Here is an 18,674-nt window from a genome sequence, read left to right as displayed (position 1 = left end):
GCGGTGGTGCGCGAGGATCGCTTCACATGGAAGGACTTTCGCGGCGGTTGCGGGCGGCACTGCCGCGGGACCGGATGACCAGGGCCGATGTCGTGGCCGGACTGCCGGGGGCCGTCGGGAGCGTGCCCGACGGTATGGCGGCGGGGGTGCTGGCCGGGGTCAGCCCGGTGGCGGGGCTGTACGCGAGCATGGCGGGACCGCTGTTCGGTGGCTTGGCGACCAGCACACAGTTGATGGTCATCAGCACAACCAGCGCGTCGGCGCTCGCCGCGGGATCGGCGCTGTCCGATGTCGCGGCCGAGGACCGGGCCTCGGCGCTGGTGCTGTTGACGTTGATCGCCGGGGTGGTGATGATCGCCGCCGCGGCGCTGCGGCTGGGCCGCTACACGCGCTTTGTATCGCATTCGGTGATGACCGGGTTCCTACTGGGCATCGCGGCCAATATCGTCTTCGGTCAGCTGCCTGATCTGACTGGCGTATCGGCCCGCGGTGATGTCGCGGCGGGCAAGGCGGTGTACGTGGTGACCCATCCGGGTGAGATCGATGTGCCGTCGCTGGTGACCGGAACGCTGGCTATCGCGTTGCTGGTCGGTCTCGCACGCACTCGGCTGCGGCTGATCGCCTCGCTGGGCGCGCTCGTGGTGCCGACGTTGCTGGTGCTGGCGGCCGGATGGGATTCGGTGCGCCGGGTCTCCGACGCGGGCGCCATCCCCTCGGGGTTCCCGCTGCCGCACCTACCGGATATCACCGCGATCAGCCCCTCATTGATCGGCGGCGCGGCGGCGGTAGCGGTGATCGTGCTCGTACAGGGCGCGGGGGTCGCTGACGCCGCACCGAACCCGAATGGCCGCCGCTCACAAGCGAATCGGGACTTCACCGCGCAGGGGGTGGGCAATGTGGCCGCCGCGTTGTTCCGGGGTATGCCGGTGGGCGGATCGGTCGGCCAGACCGCGCTCAACAGCGCCGCCGGGGCGCGCACCCGATGGGCCGCGATCTGGTCGGGGGTGTGGATTCTCGCCATTCTGGTCGCGTTCGCCGGTGTCGTCGGCCGGGTCCCGATGCCGACCCTGGCCGCGGTCTTGATCGTCGCCGCGATCGGTTCGCTGGATCCCACCCGGGTTTCGGCGATCTGGAGCAGCGGTTTCACCTCGCGCGTCGCGCTGGCCGTGACCTTCCTGGCCACGTTGCTCTTGCCGGTGACGGCGGCCGTGGGCTTCGGGGTAGCCCTGTCGCTGCTGTTGCAGCTCAATCAGGAGGCAATGGATCTGAAGGTGGTGCGACTGCGGGTGGACGGTGATCGGCTGGTGGAGGAAGTGCCACCGAAACGCCTGTCCGACAACGAGATCGTGATCCTGGACGTGTACGGGAGCCTGTTCTACGCGGGCGCGCGCACCCTGCAGGCGCGACTGCCCGACCCCGCGGGCGCGCACGCGCCGGCGGTGATTCTGCGGTTGCGCGGTCGTACCACCGCCAGCGCAACCTTCCTGACCGTGGTCGCGGACTACGCGCACCGCTTGGACGCGAGCGCGGGCCGACTTTATTTGAGTGGCGTGGATCAGGGCATTCGCGCGCTGTGGACCGACGAACTGCTGACTGCCCAAGGGGTCAGCGTTGAGTTCTTCGAAGCGACACCGACGGTGGGAGAGTCCACCCTGCTGGCCCATGCCGAGGCCAGGGTGCGGACGCGGGAAGCAGGCTGAGGATGCACCGGGATCGCCGGTGCGATTCGGTTTTCCTGAGGTCACGAATGCGCGGTTGGGCCGAGACAGGTGTGGATGCGGTCCAGGAGGGCGCTGACCCGGAAGGGTTTGGGCAGATAGGCGCAGGCGCCTGCCGCGTAGATGGCGCTGATTTCGTCCGGATCGCTGTCCAGGGAGGAGGCGATCACTTGGACCTCGGCTTGCCGGCGCAGTTGCCGACAGAGGTTGGCGCCGGAGAAATCCGGCAGGGACAGCTCCAGGAGCACCAGGTCCGGATGCCATTGCTGGGATACGGTGAGCGCGTCGTGGGCGGTGGCGGTGGCGAATGCCTCGTGACCGGCTTTGGTGAGGACCAGGACCGCGAGTTCGGCCATTGCCGGGTTCGTTTCGACGACCAGGACCCGGCCGAAGCGGGTCTCCACACGAGACCGCGGGATGGTCAATTCTGTTGTCGGACGCGGATATTGACTCATGTCGATCCTCCACAGGCGGGTCCCCGACCCTGATCCCCGTCGCGTTCGCGCCGCAATGGCGAAGACGTGGTGCTCGCAATACCGCTATCGCGATCGACGGAATCTGAAACTACGCCTTGCCGCAACTTCTCAGCAATGGGCGGGGCGAGTATTCAATGGATGGCCACTCCCCCGCGCCCGATTCGTGACCTTTCGGTCTCGGCCGGATAACCATGATCCGGCCGATCCGAACATCAGGACTTGACCACCTGCGTGCCACCTGCGAAGTTGTCATGCCAGCCCTGCTTGGTCGGGCTCGAGCCGACCGTGACGGCGATGGCGATCGCCGAGCAGAACCACAGCAGTCCGCCGATCCACGGGATCAGGTTCAACAGCATGTAGGCGTTGCGCTTCGCCGATTCGGCAACACTCGGCCGAGCCGAGCTACCGGCTCCATTGACATGCAGGCCGAGCAGCCGCTTGCCCGGCGTCGCACCGCTCGTCACCTCGAAGAACACGAAGTAGAGGAAGCCGAATCCGGCGCCGGGCAGGACATCGACCCACCCCGGCACTCCCGGCACCTTGCTCATCAGCCAGAACAGAATCGCCCCGACAATGCCCGCGATGATCCAGTCGATGAACCGGGCCGCGGCGCGACCACCGATTCCAGCCGGAACCCCACCCACCGTCAGCCCAGCATCCTGTCCGTAATACCCACCGGCGGTCATCATTCCTCCTCATGCCGAGACGCCCGGCAAGGTAATGCGAGGCGCTCGAACAGCTTTCACACCATCGTGCTCACAATGCGGCCGCCTCGCATCAGGGGATCCCCCGATCCGAACCCCGGTTTCCCCATACTCCCCCGGTACCAACGCCACTCATCCCGGCACGACAGATTCCCAGACGATGCCCACGACAGAGGTCACGATGATCGACACGACAGTGGCTACGACGCTAACTCGACCCTCTACACGGCACGAGGACGTCTCTCACGGGAACCTCTGCCCAGCAACGCATTTCGATCGCAAGCGTAAGTCGGGTGAACAACGGCGGGATTCACTCAGCCCGGACCGATGCCCCGACCTTTTCCGCAACTACGCTCTGTTGCGCGCCACTACTCGGCGAACACCTCGTCGAGCGTCTCGGCAGCAAGCACCCGCGCGCTCCACATCCGCAACCGCGCCACCTCGGCCCCACGGACATAACCGTCAATCCGCTCAGGCACCTCCCCGAACTTGGCCGCCAACAGGTCGAGCAGACCTTCAGCGTGCCCTTCGCGGCGACCTTCCGCGCGAAACTGTTCGGCGGCGGTCATTGTCATCTCCTTCGCTCACGGACCGGACAGCCGATCAACGCGACCATCACGGAACAACAAGCACTACTTCGCAAAGACCTCGTCGAGCGTATTCGCGGTGAGCACACGCGCGTTCCAAGTCCGCAGCTGCGACTCCTCAGCGATACGTACGAGACCGACGATACGATCTGACAACGACCCGAACTTGAATGCCAAAAGATCGAGCAGACCCTCCGCGCGTCCTTCGAGGCGGAACTGTTCGGCGGCCGTCATCATTCTCTCCTTCGCTCGTGGACCGAGCGGGTCGTCCAAACGAGTAACTCAACGCTTGATCGATATCGTTAATGCTCTGCGTCGGCCCGGCCGAGCTGCGAGGTGCTACTCCGCGAAGACCTCGTCGAGGGTATTCGCGGTGAGCACGCGCGCGTTCCAGTTCCGTAGCTGCGACACCTCAGCCATACGCAGGAGACTGACGATCCGATCCGGCACGGCCCCGAACTTGATTGTCAATTGATCGTGCAGACTCTCGGCGCGTCCTTCGAGGCGGCCCTCTGCCCGGCCTTCGGTGCGGAACTGTTCGGCGGCGGTCATCATCATCTCCTTCGCTCGTGGACCGAGCTGGTCGATCAACGGTGCAAACCCGGCCAAGTCGGTCTGGCCGACACCCCAAAGATAGGTTACTACCTGGTCGAATTCGCGTGGGTGGTGCTCAATCAGTACTTGTAGCTCGCGCGCCAGTGGCAGTAGGTCGTGGCCCAGTTGGCGGTTTCCGGGGGCGATCTTCAGCGTGACCAGCAGGACCTTGGTGACTTCGGTCAATTGCCGTGCGCGCAGCGCTGCCACATCGGTGGCGCCCAGGTCATCGAGCACGAACCGCAGTCTCGGTAGGCAGTCACCCAGCGCGGCACGTGCTCCGGGATCGATATCGAGGAGGTCGGACAGTTCGGTGGGTGCGCTCCAGCGTCGTCCTTGCGGATCGCAATGGACCACTACCGGAATCACTACCGGCAGGCGTCGGGCGCCCGGGGTTTTGCGCAGGTAGCGGTTCCAGATCGCGACCATATATTCGAGCATCCGGAACGCCATTAGATTGTCCGAGCTGCTCTGGTGCTCCATCAGCACGAACACGAATGCCTCGCGGCCCTTCCAGCGGGTCTGATAGAGCACATCGCTGTATCGGGACTGCAGCTCCTTCGGCACGAAACTGCACGACTGCAGTTCCATGGCGTCCCAGTCCATCTCTGCGGCAACCGATTCCGGCAGCACTGTCCGCAGTTCACCCTCGGCCGCGGACGCCTCGGACATCACGTGTCGGAAGTAGGCGTCGTGAGGGTTCTTCGTCAACTTTTCCGGCTGTTCAGCCATGTTTTAGCAATCTAGTTCCGAAAGATCTTCAGCGAAAGCGGTTTTCGCAGTTGCGCCACAGGTGAGCGGCATGAACGAGTCATCAGGCTCGGCCAAAGCTTGAGGCGAGAGCGGGATTTCGGGCGCCAATCAATCTGAACGAGCAAATGCTTGGTGATGGTTCATATCAGTTTGGCGGGCGCTGCCGACCATTGATTGAACTCTGTTGCAAGCCTGTAGAATTGGGGCCCAGCGTAAGACCGCAGAGCCAGTTCGAAAGCAGGGTAGATTCATTCGATCCTGAGTTCGGATGCGCACCATGGAATGAGTGATATGCACCGACTTCTGGTGTCGCAATGGGACCGATGACACCTATCGCGTAGATGTGGTCTCCAACTGTGGTTTTGGAGCGGAGCGCCTGGTTCGGGCCTACCTTCCCGCGCTTCGGACGACGAGCGTGAACGGTGGATGCGGTAGTCGCAGCAGATACGACAATGTGGTGATCGACAACAGCCCGATCCCGCCGTGGCCGTTCGGCGGCACCAGCTCATCATTTTGACCCGATCCGCCCGTGAGAAGAACGCTAACGCTGTGCGCGACAACCGGTCTCGTTCGATGCGGGTGTCGGCCTCAGCCCCAGCCTGCCGGGCGATGGTCAATGATATGTACATCGTCCAGGGAGACAACGGGATCCGTCACGCCGGTGCGACCGGTGATGGTCATCGTCCCGGTGAAGATGTCGCCGGTGGCGAGCGTCTGGGCGCCCTGGCCGGTCAGTTCCACGCGCACACCGTGCAGATCGTAGAACTCCTGGGGGTCGGCGGTGACGAACGCCAGCGGCCATGCGGGGAGATCGGAATAGACGTGTCCGAACACCGGTAAGCGCTCACCGATGTGCCGGGTGTGGTCACGGACCGCTTGGGTCACGTCCGCTTCGGCGGTGGGCTCATTGGCAGGCGGCTGGGCGGTGGCGACGGTGGTGCCGGAGGTGGCTGCCAAAATGGCAAGGGCGGCTATGACGTGCTTCGGGCTGAAGGGCATTGGTCCTCTCCATCGTTGTCTCCGAAGCGGCATAACCGAATTCCCGGCCGCTAATCAGAAGTATCGAAAACCGATCCGCACCAGCACGAGCGACCTCCGTCTCGGTGGAAGACCGGACCGCGATCATCTTCGAGTCGTCGCAACGCTCGTGTCTTTCGCCGGTCGAACCGCGCCACGCACTAGCGTCTGTGGCAGAGAAGCACTTCCGGGCGAGGAGCGGAGAGATCATATGACAGGTGTTCGCCGCATGGTCGCGACGGCAATCCTGATCGCGACCGCCGCAACCACGACCACGGTCGTGTCGGCCTCGGCACTCGCCGACCCGCAAGGCTGCACACTCGATCGGTGGTGGAGCGGAGCCTCCGCACACTGCGCCGAGGGCACCTACATTCTCGAGGTCGACTGTTTCGGCGTGAGCGTGTCCGGCGGACAACCGTTCGGCCCCTACTTCAAATCCGCGACGATACGCACCGACCCCAACCTCGACCCGATCTTCACCCATCCCGTACGCGACTGCATGATGCCCCTCACGCTGGGACAGCTCGGTATCGCGACCGATGTGCGAATCACTCCGGTCCCTACGCGCCCAGCACCATCGAACGCGTACGAGTGAAGCCGCGAGCGCAACCTGCCGACCTTCACGTCAGTTCGAGTCAGCGAACACATCGTCCAATGTCTCGGCCGCGAGCAACCGCGAACCCCACGTCCGCAACCGAGCTGCGTCGCCCCCGCACACGAGAACGCGGATCCGCTCAGGCACCGCCCCAAATTTGACTGCCAACAAGTCGAGCAAACTCTCGGCGTTGCCTTCGATGAACCCTTCGATGAACCCTTCGATGAAGCCTTCGACGAAGCCTTCGGCACGAAGCCTGTCCGCAGCAGTCATCGTCTCCTCCACGAACCAAACTGGCCGATCAATAGACCGAAGCATTCTTCGTCAGCTTTCTGGCTTTTCAGCCATGTTTGAGCAATCTAGTTCTGAAAGATCTTCAGCGAAAGCGGTTTTCGCAGTTGCGCCACAGGTGGCGGCATGATCGAGTCATCGGCTCGGTGTGAGCAAGGGGTCGCGAGCAGGGCCACCTCATCACTTGCACGCAAGCCGAGCAAACGCTCGCTGGTGTTGTGCGCGCTCTTTCGGAAGGCTGCCGATCAGTCGCTGAGAGCCGCTCCATAGATACGCCGCCCTCGGCCGTAGGGTGGGTTGGTGGAGTCAGGTATGGAGCTCGAGAATCTGCGGTCCGCGCTGTCGTGCGTGTACGAGAAGCTTGGGGCCGAGAGTCTTACCGAGCCCGATCGGGTCGAGTTGGTGGCGCGCGCCGAGGTGGTGCAGGACCGGATCGACGCGCTCCAGGATGGTGTCGATGACCCCGCGTCAGCGTGAGCTGGTGCGGTACGGCTCGGCGGGGGCGCCGAGATTCGGTGTGCCGAGCAGGGATTGGGACGATAGGGCGTAGATGCCGTCGTTGGTCATGAGCCAGGCGATATTGCGGTCGTATTCGATGTAGACGCCGTGGGTCGGGTTGCTGCGAGCCCAGTCGTCGGTTTCGGGGCCGAAGGTGGGTGGGGCGAAGTAGCCTGCGATCTTGGGGTTTCGGGGGTCCGTGACATCGAAGAATTGGGCGCCGGCGTTGTAGAAGTCGTAGATGAGCAGGCCGTTTTTCGGGTCGCCGGGTGAGGTGTAGTAGCCGCTGCGTTTGGGGCCGAAGCTGCCGCCGCGCTGGCAGTAGTCGGTCACCGTCGCACCCGCCGGTGGTGTGGGGCGCGGCAGCCGTCCGACGATGTGCGGTGTCGCCGGATTCGAGGCATCGATCTGAAAGATGTCCTTGTACGGCTCATAGCAGTCCTCCGAGAGCGGGTAGCCGCTCAGATAGACCATGCCGGTCGACTCGAACTGCGAGACATCGACATTGTCGGCTTCGGTTCCGGACACCGACATCGGGATGTCGAGATGGCTGACCTCGCGAAGGTTCGACGGATCGGAGATGTCGAGGATCGAGAGTCCGAAGCCGCCCATGGCCGCGAAACCGTATTTGCCGCCCTCCTCGATCGGGGTCGGAATGTAGAGCGGATTGCGCGAACCCATCCACGAGGTGCGATTGCCGCAGCGTGGATTGGCGCGGTAGGCGGCGTCCTCTCCGCGCACCATGCCGTCGCGATGCCAGGTGTCCAGGAGCTTGGGCGTCGCGGGATCGGCCATATCCCACACCTGGAATCCATTGGCGTACAGGTACGTCGGGTACTCCTGGTTCGACCAGTCATCGCTGGGCGCGGTCGACAGGAACATGTAGCGCCCGCCGTTCCATTGCGGCACGTCCAGTGACCCCGAGCCCTGCTGCGGTTTGGTCATATCCGGTGCGAGCGGATTCTGTTGCGTCTCATCGGTGCTCACTGTCGCGAGCAGTTCCCAATCCTTCTTGCGGGGACCGTTGAGCTTGTAGACCTTGAAGCCTTTGAGTTGGGTGTCGGCGCGCGCCGCCGCGACGCCGTCGGCCGCAGCGTATTTGCTCTTGTCCGGTGTGTCGCCCATCCAGAACGGCACCTGCCGCCGCATCTCGAAGCTCTGGACCATGACGTAGCCGTTGTACCGCGGACTCCATTGAATGATGGAGGCTCCCCAGTAATCGTGTGCGGCCCAATCCTTTCCGGCGACGGCCTCATCGTTGCCCGCGACACCGGCGACATCGTCGCGGCTCAGCGATTCGACGACCCGCACATTCTTGACGTCGGTGATGTCGTACACCCGCGCCTCGCTGCGGTCGTACTGGAACATGTACCGGCGGCCGTCGAAATCCACGATGTTCTGCCAGGAGTGGAATGGATCCGGGGTGAACTGCTTACCGGGGTAGTGCGCCTCGACGGTCACGTTATCGCTCTTGTAGGTGTTCGGGTCGTATCCGCCGGTCGCGGGAAACAGGTCCTCTCCCCCGCCAGGGAACGGATGCTGTTCCTCTTCATTCACGTAGGTGAGTCCGGGATGCAGGAATGATCCATTGTTCTGCATTCCGTAGCTGCCGGGATCGACCTTGCCCGGGCGGCTGTCCGCACACACGAGCGGAACGTTCGGATCCCCCGACGGCGCGTTCGCGCTCTCGCGCCGATCGTCGATGACCCGGGTCACCACCGCCCCACCCGTGCCGGCTCCCACGGCAACGGTCACGATCACCAGCCCGACGAGCAACCTACCCCGTCGTTTCACCACATTCATTCGGCCGATCCCTCTCCTCGATAGTGAGGACCAGTCTGGTCAGCCACCACCGGGCAACCCTCCTCCCGCAAGCCTCACTCCGATCCGCACATCCGGACCTCGATGCCCTTGTGGGCCGACGCTCGTTGTGCTATTCGGCGACCTAGTCAATCTGAAAGCAGCAGGCCATATTCGGCCAAGAATGCGGTTTTAGGCAGCCTTTTATAGCAATCTTGTAGCAATCAATCATTTCCCCGACTGTTCTGGGACAGAATCACCATTTCGAGGCTACGCCCCAGGCGTTATGCGCCGCGCCGAATCTGCGTTGCGGATACTTCACATCCTCCTCAAGCTATTATTTAGCAACCGAATTCGCGTGCGGCCCCACACCGCACCACCGTTCGGACCCACACACAAGCACTCGCTCACGCCAGGCCACCCACACACACGAATCCCCGGAAAGGTTCCATGCCCGTGTCGGCATCTGATGGATCCCGCATGCCTGTCGAACGACGTGATATCCGCACCCTCGATCATGATGTGCGGTGGCATGTTTCAGCGTTTCGGATACCGCGCAGCGGTGCCGATCACGCGGATCGGGTGAGCCGATTACGAGAACTGCGGGCTCGCATCCTGTACGACAACGGCAGGCGACCGGAGTTCCGCGACGCCTGCGGCGCGCATGTCGATGATCAGGAATTGGATTACGGTGCATGGCATTTCATCGCCCGCCGGCATCCGCGAGGCCCCGTGCTGGGCTACATTCGCCTGTCGACGCCGGAGACCGGCGAACTGTTCCAGTCGCGCGCGCATCTGGGTGAACAGCGCTACGAGCAGTTGCTCGCCGAGGAAGGCGCCGAGCCCGCCAATACCTATGAACACAGCCGCCTGGTGGTCGAGCATCGTGCCCGCAAACTCGGGCTGGGCGTCTACCTGAACGCGGTCGCGATCGGCGCGGCGCACCATCTGGGCGCCAAGCTCATGATCGGCACCTCGGGGACCAAGGACGGTCAGGACCGCTTCCACGGCCGGTTCGGATTCCATCCGGTGCCCGGAACCCGTTGCTATGTCGAGCGGTACACCGAGGACGTGGTGATTCTGCGGCACCGCACTGCAGACGGCGCGGGCGAGTACACCGACCTGGTGAGCGAATTGCGCCACCGATTCCCATCGCTCATGCACGACGACCCCGCCGAGTGGGCCTCGGCGGGATCCGAAAACCCGCCCGAGCCAGCGGCTCTCACCTCGGGAGTCGCACCGGATCGCGATGCCTGGCAGCCGGTGCTGCTCGAACCCTGCCATGCCGCCGACTACGCGACCCTGACCGCGCTGCTCGAATCGGACCACATCACCGCGGTGTACGACACCATCGACGCCCAGCTGGCGGAGTTGATCAGCTGCCGCGAACCGCATCTTCGCCACACCGAGGCCGAACTCGAACACAAGATAGAGGAACAGCTCGCCGGGGTCGAGCCATGGGCTTACGGCAGCTGGTTCTGGTATCCGTGGTCCGGGCGGCTGGTGCATGTGCTGCCGCGCGAGGAGTTCCGGCTCGTGCGCGCCGACCGCAATCGCGGGAAAATCGAACGCCCCCAACAGCGTCAACTGCGTGAGCATCGGATCGGGATCATCGGGCTGTCGGTCGGTAACAGCGCCGCGGTCACCATGGCGCTCGAAGGAGTCGGTGGGGCGTTCCGCCTGGCCGACTTCGACGACCTGAGCCTGTCGAATATGAACCGGTTGCGCGCCAGCGTGCATCATCTCGGCGTCGGCAAGGCGGTGCTGTGCGCGCGCCAGATGTACGAGATCGACCCGTATCTGGATATCGAGATCTTCACGGGCGGGCTCACCGACGAGACCATGACCGAGTTCTTCCACGGCGACGGGACTCCGATCGATCTGCTGGTCGAGGAATGCGATACCCCGTACGTCAAGATCGCGGCGCGGGAATGCGCACGCGCACTGCGCATTCCGGTGGTCATGGACTGCAACGATCGCGGCATGCTCGATATCGAGCGTTTCGACCTCGAACCCGACCGTCCGCTGTTGCACGGGCGCATCGGTGATCTGCACGCGGCGGATCTGCCCGAACTGACACCTCAGGCCAAGTCGGATCTCATTCTGGCGATGGTCGACGCCGACCGCATCAGCCCCGAGCTGGCCGCCTCCTTCGGCGAGATCGGCCGAACACTCAGCAGCTGGCCGCAATTGGCGTCCGATGTGGCGCTCGGTGGTGCGCTGGTCACCTCGGCCGCACGGCGCATCCTGCTCGGCAGACCGTGCGAATCCGGGCGGTTCTATGTGGATCTCGATCATCTGATCAGTCCCGACTACAACACTGCCGCCACCCATGACGGGATCCCCGCATGACGGGCATGGTGGCCGAGCCGCGTCCCGTGTCCGTTCGGCCGCCGGTCCCACGCCCGCTGCCGGTGACGGTGTCGGGCTCCAGCGTCCATCTGCCCGCGACCGTCGTCACCAACGACGAACTGACCAGAACCTTGGACACCTCGGCCGAATGGATCCTGAGCCGCACCGGTATTCGTGAACGCCGACGGCTCGCGCCCGACCTGGCGGTATCGGATATGTGCGTCGCGGCGGCGCCGGCGGCGCTCGCCGAGGCGGGAATCTCGCCCGGCGAACTCGATGCCGTCATCGTCGCGAGCTACACCTACGACCAGCCGCTGCCCTCGACCGCATTGATGGTCAAGGAACGCATCGGCGCGCATCGAGCGCTACCGATCGATATCACCCAGGCCGCGTGCGCCAATGGGCTGCAAGCGATTCTGCTCGCCGCCCATCTGCTCCAGGTCTCGGCGCGCGCGGTGCTGGTCATCGCGGCCGATTGCGCGTCCCGGGTCACCGATCCGCGCAACCGCACCACCGGCGTGTTCTTCGGCGACGCGGCGGGCGCGATCGTGTTGACCCGCACCGACACCCCCGATGCCGGAATACTGGCCTGGGACTTCGGATCTCAGCTCTCGCACAGCGTGGAGATCCGGGCCGGTGGATCCCGGTTGCCGACCAGCGAGCAGACCGTCGCCGATCGTGAGCACTATCTGCGCATGGACGGCCGAGCGGTGTGGGACACCGCGACCAGCTGTCTGCCGCAGAGTATTCGCGCCGCCGTCGGTCGAGCCGGGCTCGCCGTCACCGATATCGATCACTTCTTTCTGCATCAGGCGAACCTCAATATCCTCATCGCCGCGATGGCCGAACTCGAGGTGCCGATGTGGCGAGCTCCGGTCACCCTGGACATGCTCGGCAACACCGGATCCGCGGGTGTCGTCACCGCACTGCATCAAGCGCGCAGTGAGAACCTGATCAACGCGGGAGATACCTTTCTCCTGTCCGCGATCGGGGCCGGATTCCAGTGGGGCACACTCTGTTTTCGTCAGGCCTAGGGTGACAGGGTGACCAGGGGGATGGTTCGGGTCGTCAGCGCCTGATAGTCGGCGTAGCCGGGATGCGCCGAGATCACCTCGGGCCATAACGCGTCCCGCTCTGCCGATGACAGGACCCGAGCCGTCATCGGCAGAGCCGGACCATTCCCCCGGGCGACCCGCACCGAGGGATTGGCGCGCAGGTTGTGCAACCACGCCGGATCGGTGGGATCACCGCCGCGGGAGGCTACGACGACAATCGTGTCGCCGTCGATGATCGGTGCGGTGAGCACGACGGTGTGTGCACGGCCGGATTTGCGGCCGATGGTGGTCAGCTTGATCGTCGGCATGCCTTTGAAGGTGGTGCCGAGCATGCCGCCACTGCATGTGATCACCGCGCGGTGAATGGTGGTGATGGTCTTGAGCTGTCGATCGGTCGGCATGGTGGCGCTCCTTGTGCTGGGTGATGTGCCATCCAGCTTCCGGAGACGACTAGTGATCGACTTGTAAACCGATGCGGTGCTGCACCGCGCTGATCCATTCCCGGCATCCGCAGCGGCGAGCGAGGCGTTCGGCGGCTGCGTAGTGTTCGGCCGCCAGGTCGGGTTTGCCAAGCAATACGGCCAGGTCACCGAGCACGGTGTCGACCGGCCCCACGGCGTGCGCGCCGGTGTCGGAGCCCGCGATCTGACCCGAGTACACGCGCAACTGCTCGTACACCTGTTCCGCCTCGCCGCGCTGTTCGAGACCGGCGACGGCCATACCGCGCACGGTGAGGAACAGCGAGCGGAAGAAGTCGTTGCGCAGCGGGCGGCGAGACCGTGTCACCGCCAACGCACCGGGCCGATCGCCGGTCGCCAGCAGCGCCAAGGCCAACGGGTCGACGGCCAGATCATTGCCCGCGGTGTCGAGGTGCGCGAACGCCTCGGTGAGCGGTTCGGTGAATTCGCCGATCCGGCCCTGTGTGAGCCGGATGGTGAGGATCGCGATCAGCAGATTGCCGTCCGAGTCGAAAACACAATGGCGGCTGAACATTTCGTGTGCGCGCAGGTAATGCTGTTCCGCCGCGTCGAACTCGCCCGTCAGGTGCGCGATCATGGCCTCGCCCATGAAGTTCGCAGCCCGGGCCTGCATCCAGTGGTAGCGGTCGGCCAGCGCGGTCGCGGCCGCGAGTTCGGCCCGCGCGCGGTCGATATCGCCGCCGGCGGCGGCGACCTGCAGGGCGGCGTTGCGCCCGATCAGCGCGACGGCGGGCAGTGCGTTGTCCTCGCCGAGCGCGATCAACTCGGCCGCAAGCCGGTCGCGGTCGGCGAGGGGAATCGAGGTGTCGTACACCGAGGTTCGCGCCTGCAAGGCCAGTCCCAGCAATCGCGGATCGCCGAGTTCGCGTGCGAGGGATTCGGCCTGTTCGGCTGCCTCGCGCGCTCGGTCGTGGAGCTCGCCGCCGATCTCGCGGACCAATGCGACCAGGAGCCTGCAACGTGCCTGCGGTGTGAGCTCGGGTGTGCGCAGCGCGGTCTCGATCGCGGTGACCACCTGGTGGTCGACGTATCCGTAGGCGCGGTTCAGCCAGGGGGTCGGGGTGTCCCAGGCGGTGAGCGCCTCGATCATCAGGTCGGGGGTATCGGCGGCCGCGACCGCCCGATCGCGGGCATCGCGAGCTTGCGGGCCCGAACCCGCGGCGAGGTAGCTCCTGCTCATTCGCGAGAGGGCGGTGACTCGTTCGGCTGCGGTGCTCTCACCGCTGATCCGTTCGAGCGCCGCGACGACACGGCCGTAGCTTTCAGCCGCGGCATCGTGGGCGAATCGGCGTTCGGCCTGTTCGGCTGCCGCGTGTGCGGCGTTCGCGGCCCGTCGTGCCGTTGCGGCGGTGAGGGATTCGCCGAAATGGTGTGCGAGCGCGGATAGATCGTCGGGGCGGGTGCGCTCGATCGATTCGGCGATGCGCAGGTGCCAGCGGCGGCGGCGCACGCGGGACAGGTCTGCGATCAACGTGTCGCGGATCAGGGCATGGGTGAACCGCGCGTGATCGAAGTCCGGTTCCTCGAGCAGCCCGGCCAGTACACCGGCTTCCACGGCATCGAGGACTTCGTCCTCGCCGATCTCGGCCGCGCCGATCAGTACCTCGATATCGAATTCGCGCCCGATCACCGCGGCCAGCCGCAGGATCGACACGCTGACCTCGGGCAGGCGGGCGAAGCGTCGCCGCAGCACATCGCGCACGCCCTGCGGTACTTCCGAGGTCGCCACCAGCGCGCCCTCGCTCGCGAGTAGGCGAGCGCTTTCGGTGAGGTAGAAGGGATTTCCGCCGGTGCGTTCGGTCAATGCCTCGATGGTCGCCCGCGCGGGATCGTGCCCGGCGACCGCGCGGATGAGGACTGCCGCGTCGTCGACGTCCAAGCCGCGCAAGTGGATTCGCGCGGCAGTCGTGGTGGCCAGTGAGCCGAGCACCTCCCCCAGCGATGTGCCGATCTCGTCGGGGCGGTAGGCGATCACGATCAGGATCGAGGCCGATTTCGCCACGCTGCCGAGCAGGGTGAGCGTTTCCAGGTCCGCGCGGTGCAGGTCGTCGAGTATGACCGCGAGCGGTTGTGAGCGGGCCGTCTCATCCAGGTATGCGCCGACGGCGCGATGCAGCAGGAATCGTCCGACCGAGGCATCGGCGTCGCGTCCGGTGCGGCGGTCGGTCAGTAGGGGCTCGAGCGGTGCGGCGTAGTCGCCCGGGTCGACCGCGGTGGTGAGTTCGCGCAGTGCCTCCACCCACGCCCAGGCCGGTGGTGCGCCGTCCTCTTCGGGGCAGCGGCCCGTGATGACGCGCCAGCCGTTGGATACCAGCTCGGCTCGAAAACGCTGTAGCAGAAGCGATTTGCCGCTACCGGCTTCCCCGATCACCGCCGCGACACGCGGCGAACCCGGGCTCGCCGCGCGCATCAGTTCGTCGAGTTCCCTGGTGCGGCCGATGAATTCGGGATGCACCTCGGCGGGCACGGCGGTCGGTGACGGCAATGGCGTCGGCGCGGAGAGTTCGATCGGAATGCGTTGCGCCAGCAGGTCGGCCTCGAGCTGGATCAAGGCCGGGCCGGGATCGATGCCGAGTTGATCGGCGAGAATCTCCCGTGCGGAGCGCAATGCCGCGAGCGCGTCCGCCTGCCGTCCCGCGTGGAATCGCGCCAGCGCCGATATCCGCCATGCCTCCTCGCGCAGTGGATGCGCACTGGTCAGGGCGTCCGCTTCCACGGCGGCAGCGGTCGGGTCACCGAGTTCGATCAGTGTCGCGGCCAGGCGTTCGCGTGCGGCCAGGCGCAGCTCTTCGAGTCGGCTCGCCTCGGGCCGCGCCCAGGATTCATCGTTGAACTCGGCGAACGCCTGGCCGTGCCATCGGCCGAGGGCTTGTTCGAGGCGGTGCCTCCGCTCAACGGGATCTGTTGGCGCGCCGCGTAGTTCGGCCTCGAACTGCCAGGCGTCGACTGCTTCGGGGGCGAGCCGCAACGCATATCCCGGCGCCTGGCTCACGAGCACGGTGGCGGGTGCGCGGGGTAGTCGATCCGGTTCGAGGAGTTTGCGCAGGTGTGAGATGTAGGCCTGCAGGGTGCCGAGTGCGCGCGTCGGCGGCTCGCCGCGCCACAGATCATCGATGAGCCGGTCGACCGGCACGACCGCGCCGCGCGCGATGAGCAGCAGGGTGAGCACACCGCGCTGGCGGCGACCGCCGAGATCCACGCTGCCACGCCCGGTCTGGGCGGTCAGCGAACCGAGCACCTGAATCCGCACCATGGCGGCAAATTCTATTGCAAGTGCCCTACAAGTGGATCCACGCACAGTGGGCACATGACCGCCACAACCCACACCGTCGAACGCCCCGACACCACCGATATGCTGCTCATCCACCGCGCGTTCCGCCGCCATTTCGACGCGCTACCCGCCCTGGTGCGCGGTGTCGCCGACGCGGACACCGCCCGCGCACGCCGCATCGCGGATTTTCTGGCCGAGCTCAACACCGGCCTGCATCACCACCACACCGCCGAGGACGAGCTGATGTGGCCGCTACTGCTCGAGCGCGCGAAAACCGATGGCGCACTGATCCTTCGAATGGAAGAACAGCACGAGCGCATCGCCGAACTGATCACCCGAGCCGATCACCAAGCCCCGGAATTCGCCACATCCGCCCAGCCGCAAATCCGCGACCAGCTCGCGACCACCCTGTCCGCGCTCGCCACCGCCCTGGACGAGCACATGACCGAAGAGGAAATCTCCATCCTCCCCCTCGCCGAACGGTTCATGACCACCCACGAATGGAACGCCCTGGGCGAACACGGCCGCGGAGCCATCCCCAAAGACCGCCAACTGATCTTCCTCGGCTTCGTCCTCCAAGGCGTCCCACCCACCGACCGCCGAAAGTTCCTCGCCGACATGCCTTTCCCCGCCCGCCTCGCCTGGCACCTCCTCGGCCGCCGCGCCTTCGCCAAGGAACACCGCGCCATCTACGGCACCGATCCCGATTGATCCCTCGATCGGGTCGCCGAGTCGGCATAGCCTCATCAAGTCACGAGACCTCACCGCACGGGTCCGCACAAAGCGTGGACAAGAGCCTCGCCCGGCGGCGCGCAGGCCCACGGGGCGGGGCTCTCGTATCGGCTCGACCGGTGAAACTCGTGCCGCGCCGACCCCATAGAAATACCAACCGGACGGGACTGTAAACCTCCTGCGGACTCTCCGATAACGGCCGGACACACACCTCGGTAAGAACGCCACGTCAGAGAGCCGGGCCGCGTCGAAAACCGCTTCGGGTTCGGCAATTGCGATCGAGCGCCCATGGTCGGCGACCTTGTCGGAGCGTTCGACTATCTTTCTGCCATGGCTTCCCCCACGCCTGATCCGCATTCGGGCGTGCTCGTGCCCAGCGGCGACCCGGCGCAGATCCGGGCCGCTCTGCCCGCCATGGCCGTGCCGGTATTCGATCGCGAGTGGGCGCTGACCTTGGAAGAGGTCAAAACCTCGATGGACTTCGAAGAGGTCTTCGTGCTGCTGGCACATTGGCGGCACATCGCCGCCATCGAGCAACGGTCACCGGGGGCGTACGCACGCCTCCAGGCGAAGATCGAGGAAATCACCACCACCGGCGTCAACTCGACCGCCGCCTCCCCGCAGAAAATGCAGGACTTGATCGCGCGGCGACGAGCTCCCGCGGTGAAGGAATGACGTGGGAGCCCTGACTCAGGAGACGATGCGCATCGAGCGCGTGGAAACCACTCAGGCGGAGCGCGAACAGATCTGCCGCGAAGCCGAGAAGCTCGGCATCGAGTTCCGTCGTCGCGGCCCGGCCGATAGGACCAGCACGTAGGTTTCGGTCGGACGATTGGTTTCTGCTCTGTCCGTGTACTTCTCGCCCTTGGATCGGTCCGTGAGTACGGATGAGTTGCTCGGTGACCTTCGGCTCTGGTGGGGAGCGCGGGTGGGGCGGGAGAATTCGGCGGAACGGGGGTGTTGGAGAAGTATGGGAATCTGAAGCGGTTCGGGGTTGCCTTGTTGCACAGTCATTTTCAGCTCGGTGAGGATGAGATGATGCTCGAGACGACCAACGTCGAGCGGCGGGAGCATTGGGTTCGGCCGGTCAGCAAGAGCGATCTCGAAGGGCGGGGGCTGCGGGCGCAGACAACCATTGTTCGGTTCGATACGAGCGGATATTCGCAGTACTGCGGATGCCTTCAAGACAAGCACGGGCATACCGGCAGGCACACCTGAGCGGTAGGCGACCGAAACCCGATTGACCCGTGGGTAGGCCGATGCCAGCATCGCGGGGTGCGGACGCTGCGGGTGATCAAGGGGGATGCGACGAGCCCTCAGGCCAAGGGACCGAAGATTATTGCGCATGTTTGCAATGATCTCGGCGGGTGGGGCAAAGGGTTTGTGCTCTCGATATCGAAGCGCTGGCCCGAGCCGGAGCGCGCCTATCGAGAATGGCATCGGGGCCGGGCCCGGAACGACTTCGGGCTCGGGGCAATACAATTGATTCAGGTTCGTGCGGATGTCTGGGTGACCAATATGATCGGCCAGCACGGAATGCGTACGGGCAGTAGCGGTCCGCCTATTCGCTATGACGCCGTGGCTCGGTGCTTGCGCGCTGTCGGCGATGATGCGTTGCGGCTCGGCGCGAGTGTGCATATGCCGCGCATCGGGTGCGGTTTGGCGGGCGGGCGCTGGGAGCGGATCGAGCCGATCATCTCCGAAACCCTCCTGGCCAGGGAGATCGCCGTTACGGTGTACGACTTCGACTAG

The 18,674-nt window shown here is 65.1% G+C and carries 19 protein-coding genes; 9 read left to right on the top strand and 10 right to left on the bottom strand.

Translation table 11 applies throughout. The features are described 5' to 3' along the window. Window positions 1-26: 26 nt before the first annotated feature. Window positions 27-1,700: a SulP family inorganic anion transporter gene (locus ACFC4D_RS17385; protein ID WP_376064435.1), complete on the top strand. Its 1,674-nt coding sequence runs from the start codon at window positions 27-29 to the stop codon at window positions 1,698-1,700. Window positions 1,701-1,741: 41 nt separating this feature from the next. On the opposite strand, the gene ACFC4D_RS17380 is transcribed toward ACFC4D_RS17385, so the two are convergent. The 6 genes from ACFC4D_RS17380 to ACFC4D_RS17355 form a co-directional block, all read right to left on the bottom strand. Beyond that, on the bottom strand, window positions 1,742-2,173 hold the full coding sequence (locus ACFC4D_RS17380; RefSeq protein ID WP_375958897.1) for a response regulator transcription factor: 432 nt from the start codon (window positions 2,171-2,173) through the stop codon (window positions 1,742-1,744). A 233-nt stretch (window positions 2,174-2,406) separates the two neighbouring features. After that, a complete protein-coding gene (locus ACFC4D_RS17375) occupies window positions 2,407-2,880 on the bottom strand; it encodes an RDD family protein (protein ID WP_375958899.1) in 474 nt (157 codons plus the stop codon). A 386-nt stretch (window positions 2,881-3,266) separates the two neighbouring features. Further along, window positions 3,267-3,467, bottom strand: coding sequence for a hypothetical protein (locus tag ACFC4D_RS17370; RefSeq protein WP_376064434.1), 201 nt, complete (start codon window positions 3,465-3,467; stop codon window positions 3,267-3,269). Window positions 3,468-3,530: 63 nt separating this feature from the next. Then, on the bottom strand, window positions 3,531-3,719 hold the full coding sequence (locus tag ACFC4D_RS17365) for a hypothetical protein (protein ID WP_376064432.1): 189 nt from the start codon (window positions 3,717-3,719) through the stop codon (window positions 3,531-3,533). A gap of 105 nt (window positions 3,720-3,824) precedes the next feature. Further along, the gene (locus ACFC4D_RS17360) at window positions 3,825-4,811 is read right to left on the bottom strand and encodes an Rpn family recombination-promoting nuclease/putative transposase (protein WP_376064431.1); all 987 of its coding nucleotides are present in this window, start codon (window positions 4,809-4,811) and stop codon (window positions 3,825-3,827) included. A gap of 609 nt (window positions 4,812-5,420) precedes the next feature. Next, window positions 5,421-5,831 carry a hypothetical protein gene (locus ACFC4D_RS17355; protein ID WP_376064429.1) on the bottom strand — a complete coding sequence of 137 codons (411 nt, stop codon included), beginning with the start codon at window positions 5,829-5,831 and terminating at the stop codon, window positions 5,421-5,423. A 229-nt stretch (window positions 5,832-6,060) separates the two neighbouring features. Between ACFC4D_RS17355 and ACFC4D_RS17350 the strand changes: the two genes are divergently transcribed. Next, a complete protein-coding gene (locus ACFC4D_RS17350; protein ID WP_376064427.1) occupies window positions 6,061-6,444 on the top strand; it encodes a hypothetical protein in 384 nt (127 codons plus the stop codon). A gap of 30 nt (window positions 6,445-6,474) precedes the next feature. Here ACFC4D_RS17350 and ACFC4D_RS17345 read toward each other — a convergent pair whose 3' ends face one another. After that, a complete protein-coding gene (locus ACFC4D_RS17345; protein ID WP_376064425.1) occupies window positions 6,475-6,717 on the bottom strand; it encodes a hypothetical protein in 243 nt (80 codons plus the stop codon). A 330-nt stretch (window positions 6,718-7,047) separates the two neighbouring features. Here ACFC4D_RS17345 and ACFC4D_RS17340 point away from each other — a divergent pair, with 330 nt between their 5' ends. Beyond that, window positions 7,048-7,212, top strand: coding sequence for a hypothetical protein (locus tag ACFC4D_RS17340; protein WP_376064422.1), 165 nt, complete (start codon window positions 7,048-7,050; stop codon window positions 7,210-7,212). On the opposite strand, the gene ACFC4D_RS17335 is transcribed toward ACFC4D_RS17340, so the two are convergent. After that, window positions 7,204-9,036 carry a hypothetical protein gene (locus tag ACFC4D_RS17335; RefSeq protein WP_376064420.1) on the bottom strand — a complete coding sequence of 611 codons (1,833 nt, stop codon included), beginning with the start codon at window positions 9,034-9,036 and terminating at the stop codon, window positions 7,204-7,206. The genes ACFC4D_RS17340 and ACFC4D_RS17335 overlap by 9 nt on opposite strands. A gap of 477 nt (window positions 9,037-9,513) precedes the next feature. Here ACFC4D_RS17335 and ACFC4D_RS17330 point away from each other — a divergent pair, with 477 nt between their 5' ends. Together ACFC4D_RS17330 and ACFC4D_RS17325 are read left to right on the top strand one after the other, a co-directional pair. Beyond that, window positions 9,514-11,385 carry a ThiF family adenylyltransferase gene (locus ACFC4D_RS17330; RefSeq protein ID WP_376064418.1) on the top strand — a complete coding sequence of 624 codons (1,872 nt, stop codon included), beginning with the start codon at window positions 9,514-9,516 and terminating at the stop codon, window positions 11,383-11,385. Continuing rightward, on the top strand, window positions 11,382-12,419 hold the full coding sequence (locus ACFC4D_RS17325) for a 3-oxoacyl-ACP synthase III family protein (RefSeq protein ID WP_376064415.1): 1,038 nt from the start codon (window positions 11,382-11,384) through the stop codon (window positions 12,417-12,419). The genes ACFC4D_RS17330 and ACFC4D_RS17325 overlap by 4 nt, the downstream gene beginning before the upstream one ends. Here ACFC4D_RS17325 and ACFC4D_RS17320 read toward each other — a convergent pair. Both ACFC4D_RS17320 and ACFC4D_RS17315 read right to left on the bottom strand, forming a co-directional pair. Then, window positions 12,416-12,841 (bottom strand): nitroreductase/quinone reductase family protein, encoded by a 426-nt coding sequence (locus tag ACFC4D_RS17320; protein WP_376064412.1) that lies wholly within the window; start codon window positions 12,839-12,841, stop codon window positions 12,416-12,418. The two genes, ACFC4D_RS17325 and ACFC4D_RS17320, sit on opposite strands and share 4 nt — an antisense overlap. 49 nt (window positions 12,842-12,890) lie before the next feature. Next, on the bottom strand, window positions 12,891-16,172 hold the full coding sequence (locus ACFC4D_RS17315) for a BTAD domain-containing putative transcriptional regulator (protein WP_376064409.1): 3,282 nt from the start codon (window positions 16,170-16,172) through the stop codon (window positions 12,891-12,893). 54 nt (window positions 16,173-16,226) lie between these two features. On the opposite strand from ACFC4D_RS17315, the gene ACFC4D_RS17310 reads away from it, so the two are divergent. The 4 genes from ACFC4D_RS17310 to ACFC4D_RS17295 all read left to right on the top strand — a co-directional run bounded on the left by ACFC4D_RS17310 (window position 16,227) and on the right by ACFC4D_RS17295 (window position 18,674). After that, complete coding sequence (locus tag ACFC4D_RS17310; protein WP_376064406.1) at window positions 16,227-16,901, top strand: hemerythrin domain-containing protein; 675 nt, start codon at window positions 16,227-16,229, stop codon at window positions 16,899-16,901. Window positions 16,902-17,252: 351 nt separating this feature from the next. Further along, on the top strand, window positions 17,253-17,597 hold the full coding sequence (locus ACFC4D_RS17305) for a DUF6247 family protein (protein WP_376064403.1): 345 nt from the start codon (window positions 17,253-17,255) through the stop codon (window positions 17,595-17,597). Between the two features lies 1 nt (window position 17,598). After that, complete coding sequence (locus ACFC4D_RS17300) at window positions 17,599-17,739, top strand: hypothetical protein (protein ID WP_376064401.1); 141 nt, start codon at window positions 17,599-17,601, stop codon at window positions 17,737-17,739. A 458-nt stretch (window positions 17,740-18,197) separates the two neighbouring features. Continuing rightward, window positions 18,198-18,674 carry a macro domain-containing protein gene (locus ACFC4D_RS17295; protein WP_376064399.1) on the top strand — a complete coding sequence of 159 codons (477 nt, stop codon included), beginning with the start codon at window positions 18,198-18,200 and terminating at the stop codon, window positions 18,672-18,674.

It is taken from the genome of Nocardia sp. NPDC056000 (genome assembly GCF_042269265.1).
Taxonomy (GTDB): domain Bacteria; phylum Actinomycetota; class Actinomycetes; order Mycobacteriales; family Mycobacteriaceae; genus Nocardia.
Note: the sequence above shows the minus strand (reverse complement) of the source record. Positions and strands in the feature narration are given on the sequence as shown.

Coding starts and splice junctions, on each gene's coding strand:
- ACFC4D_RS17335 (WP_376064420.1), bottom strand. CDS start 9,036: ATGAATGTGGTGAAACGACGGGGTAGGTTGCTCGTCGGGCTGGTGATC.
- ACFC4D_RS17340 (WP_376064422.1), top strand. CDS start 7,048: ATGGAGCTCGAGAATCTGCGGTCCGCGCTGTCGTGCGTGTACGAGAAG.
- ACFC4D_RS17320 (WP_376064412.1), bottom strand. CDS start 12,841: ATGCCGACCGATCGACAGCTCAAGACCATCACCACCATTCACCGCGCG.
- ACFC4D_RS17365 (WP_376064432.1), bottom strand. CDS start 3,719: ATGACGGCCGCCGAACAGTTCCGCCTCGAAGGACGCGCGGAGGGTCTG.
- ACFC4D_RS17315 (WP_376064409.1), bottom strand. CDS start 16,172: ATGGTGCGGATTCAGGTGCTCGGTTCGCTGACCGCCCAGACCGGGCGT.
- ACFC4D_RS17360 (WP_376064431.1), bottom strand. CDS start 4,811: ATGGCTGAACAGCCGGAAAAGTTGACGAAGAACCCTCACGACGCCTAC.
- ACFC4D_RS17310 (WP_376064406.1), top strand. CDS start 16,227: ATGACCGCCACAACCCACACCGTCGAACGCCCCGACACCACCGATATG.
- ACFC4D_RS17325 (WP_376064415.1), top strand. CDS start 11,382: ATGACGGGCATGGTGGCCGAGCCGCGTCCCGTGTCCGTTCGGCCGCCG.
- ACFC4D_RS17305 (WP_376064403.1), top strand. CDS start 17,253: ATGGCTTCCCCCACGCCTGATCCGCATTCGGGCGTGCTCGTGCCCAGC.
- ACFC4D_RS17345 (WP_376064425.1), bottom strand. CDS start 6,717: ATGACTGCTGCGGACAGGCTTCGTGCCGAAGGCTTCGTCGAAGGCTTC.
- ACFC4D_RS17330 (WP_376064418.1), top strand. CDS start 9,514: ATGCCTGTCGAACGACGTGATATCCGCACCCTCGATCATGATGTGCGG.
- ACFC4D_RS17380 (WP_375958897.1), bottom strand. CDS start 2,173: ATGAGTCAATATCCGCGTCCGACAACAGAATTGACCATCCCGCGGTCT.
- ACFC4D_RS17355 (WP_376064429.1), bottom strand. CDS start 5,831: ATGCCCTTCAGCCCGAAGCACGTCATAGCCGCCCTTGCCATTTTGGCA.
- ACFC4D_RS17385 (WP_376064435.1), top strand. CDS start 27: ATGGAAGGACTTTCGCGGCGGTTGCGGGCGGCACTGCCGCGGGACCGG.
- ACFC4D_RS17375 (WP_375958899.1), bottom strand. CDS start 2,880: ATGACCGCCGGTGGGTATTACGGACAGGATGCTGGGCTGACGGTGGGT.
- ACFC4D_RS17370 (WP_376064434.1), bottom strand. CDS start 3,467: ATGACCGCCGCCGAACAGTTTCGCGCGGAAGGTCGCCGCGAAGGGCAC.
- ACFC4D_RS17350 (WP_376064427.1), top strand. CDS start 6,061: ATGACAGGTGTTCGCCGCATGGTCGCGACGGCAATCCTGATCGCGACC.